General features: G+C 59.5%; 3 protein-coding genes. All 3 read right to left on the bottom strand.

Annotated elements, in window-relative coordinates; all coding sequences use genetic code 11:
- Positions 1-128 precede the first annotated feature (128 nt).
- Genes OOT00_RS15845 through OOT00_RS15835 form a run of 3 tightly spaced genes read right to left on the bottom strand, consistent with a single transcriptional unit; the run spans position 129 to position 2,721 of the window.
- Positions 129-1,949 carry a hypothetical protein gene (locus tag OOT00_RS15845; protein WP_265426397.1) on the bottom strand — a complete coding sequence of 607 codons (1,821 nt, stop codon included), beginning with the start codon at positions 1,947-1,949 and terminating at the stop codon, positions 129-131.
- Complete coding sequence (locus OOT00_RS15840) at positions 1,946-2,374, bottom strand: hypothetical protein (protein ID WP_265426396.1); 429 nt, start codon at positions 2,372-2,374, stop codon at positions 1,946-1,948. Before OOT00_RS15840 ends, OOT00_RS15845 begins: the two co-directional genes overlap by 4 nt.
- Entirely contained in the window at positions 2,359-2,721 is a 363-nt protein-coding gene (locus OOT00_RS15835) for a hypothetical protein (RefSeq protein ID WP_265426395.1), read from the bottom strand. The genes OOT00_RS15840 and OOT00_RS15835 overlap by 16 nt, the downstream gene beginning before the upstream one ends.
- Between the last annotated feature and the right edge of the window lie 21 nt (positions 2,722-2,742).

The raw sequence follows: 2,742 nt of genomic DNA, 5'->3' as shown, positions 1-2,742 counted from the left end.
CAGTACCGCCCGTAACTTTGCCGCTTCCTTTTCCAGACGGGCCTTTTCGCGGGCGGCCAGCTCCGTATTGACCCGCACCGCCACCCGGTATCGGCCCTTTTTCAGATTATCAACAATGTCTCCCTGCATCAGGCCTCCGTCAGATCCATGGTTGCCCGCTCCACAGACACATGGATGGCCACGGCACCCACGGTCATGGTCTGGCCCTCCCATGTGGCCACGTCACCGGGACGCATCCACATATCCACCGCCGCCCGCACGGTGCGGCGGCCTTCCATATCATTGCCATCCACCATCACCTCCTGCAGGGGCCGGAGGGTACCCGCACCCTCGCCGTATCTGTGATACCCCACCAGCGTGAGGGAGGACGACCGGCCACCGCCTGCCGACGACATGCGATCATACTTTCCCCGGGCGATTTCTTCGCTGCGCTCATACCCGGAGACCAGCCTGTAACCCTTACAAACCCGAAGGGTGCCGGATCTTCTGGCGGCAATGTCTGCGGAAAGACCGGGCCGGGAAGGCACGGTCACGGAGAGGTAGGAAGGTGTGGCCGTGCGCAGGCGGCAGGCAAAGGAGGTCATGGGCAGGTCTAAATCCGGCAGGCCTGCCTCTGTGCCGGACAGGGTGCAGGTGTAGATCACCTGGGCTGTGGCGGCCTCGGCAGGCACAATTCCCCATGAAGCAGAAAGCCTCGGAGAGATAAGGCCCATATGGGGCAGTGGCCTCTCATCGGCATAGGACAATTCCAATCCGCCGAAGCGCACATTCGAAGGCCACCCTCCATGTCCTGCCAGTACAGCATTGGGATAGACAGATATGCGTACCCGGCCCGATCCCTCCCGATGCGCCGGCACCGTATATTCCCCTACGGTAGCCGGAAAATCCTTCAATCCTTCCGGGGATGTGGCCTCCATATTCCACAAAGGAATCAACATGCCGCCTACCTCTTGCTCAATCAGGATGCGGTGTAGCGTAGAAAAGCTCTCATACGGGTACCAGCCGGAACCGATTTGTACCCGTATGCGGAATAAAAGAAGATCTCCTCCGGCGGGCAGAAGAAATTCTGCCACAGAGGGTATGGGGCGCTGAAGAGTCGGTTCTAGCCGAACTCCCATACCATGGAGAGCTTCCTCCCATGGCTCCCCCACCGGTAGGGCAGGCACAGCCACTCCCGGTGGGTAGGGGTTGCGCCAGGCCCATGGCTTGATGACCTTACGAAGAAAAGCCACGTCCGTCTTCGTTCGGCTGCTGGCCTCCGGAGACAGCAGAGATACCGGGCAGGAAGATATCCGGTGGATACGCCCCTGTGCTGTACCGCCATCATGGCCCCATATGGAAAATTCTGCTGGGCCCACACGGCTGCGCTCGGGTCCCACGGGGCCGGTACGCACACCAAAACCCGGCGAACCATAGGGCAGGGGATTAACAGACATACGGCGGATGTGAATCAAATTGGTAGGGGTATGTCCTTCCGGAGCCTCGGGCCAGGGCAAGCCCGGATCAAACGCGCGGGCCGGAAAATCCATGGCCACCGCAACCACCCTTGCCGACCCGGGGGGTAGCGGTATGGTCACTTCTTTCCATTCACAATATCCCCCCCACATACCCATAAAGAGCATCTCTTCATCAGGTCCTCTGTCAACAACCTGCATCAGCAATATCAGCCCGCAGTCCGCTTCTGCCCCGAAGAGGGGGTGCACCATTTTCCGCAAAGGGCCTGTATCCGTTTGTATTTGCAGGGAGATGGTGGTTGCCTCCGTGGTCGTAACTTCCATGGCCATCATGCAGGATCTGCCGGGGACCGTTTCCGTTGATAACTCCGGATCCGCCATCCATACCCCCTCTCCCGCATCATGGAACATGGTGTCATCCGGAGTCATGCGTGTAGTTTCCGAAAAAAACCACGGCGGGATCATGCTGCGGCCTACCACATGGGCGGTGATCATACGGGATCTCCCCAGGAAACCACGCCATCACTGTGCCAGGATACCAGATAGTCCAGCCCGGAGACTCTCACTTCCTCCACCTCATGAAACACAATCCGGGCCACCAGAGGATTCCCGTTACCTAAGGAGTACAGCACCCCGTAGTGGAAATTGGCCGTCAGCTCCGGCCATACCACATTGTCGGCGGCCAGTTTCGCCCGTCGGCCTGTGAGGGACACCACTTTGCCCGTGAGCTGCCTGCCTCCTTGCGTGTAGTTGATCCCGGAAATTTCATGGGCGCTCACATCCCCCCACACACTGTTCTCGTCATTGGGCGTGAATCCGGAGCCCATCAGCGCCAGCCGCAGATCCGCCGTTTGCAGATTGATCTGTCCCTTGCCCATGGCCTCAAAAAATGAGGGGTATAGTGTCATGACGGCAGCCATACTTGTTCCTCCATCAATAACAGGGACCACCTGAGCCCCCTGGTTCGTAAGTCCCAGTTTTCGGGAATGGCCATATACACGCCCTGATCCGTCACCACCCGCACCCGGCCATAGAGCCGTGTCATGCGGTCCACCCAATCTAATACGGCTTTATCCGGGCGCAGGTCCGTCACCAGTATCTTTCGGTCTGCCACGCTGTACCCGGTATCATGGGCCGATGCCCCGCCGTCCAGCGTGGCCGTGCGGGAAACCCGCCTGCCTCCGCTGCGGGTTTCTGCCGTGGTATCCAGCCGCCGGAATATATGGTTTCCGACGGGGTCGTACGTGGGTGCGGATACACTGATCATCGGTCCTCCTTAAAAGGGGTC

This window comes from Desulfobotulus pelophilus (genome assembly GCF_026155325.1).
GTDB classification, from domain to species: domain Bacteria; phylum Desulfobacterota; class Desulfobacteria; order Desulfobacterales; family ASO4-4; genus Desulfobotulus; species Desulfobotulus pelophilus.
This window is presented reverse-complemented; position numbering and strand designations above follow the sequence as displayed.

Coding starts and splice junctions, on each gene's coding strand:
- OOT00_RS15845 (WP_265426397.1), bottom strand. CDS start 1,949: ATGATCACCGCCCATGTGGTAGGCCGCAGCATGATCCCGCCGTGGTTT.
- OOT00_RS15840 (WP_265426396.1), bottom strand. CDS start 2,374: ATGGCTGCCGTCATGACACTATACCCCTCATTTTTTGAGGCCATGGGC.
- OOT00_RS15835 (WP_265426395.1), bottom strand. CDS start 2,721: ATGATCAGTGTATCCGCACCCACGTACGACCCCGTCGGAAACCATATA.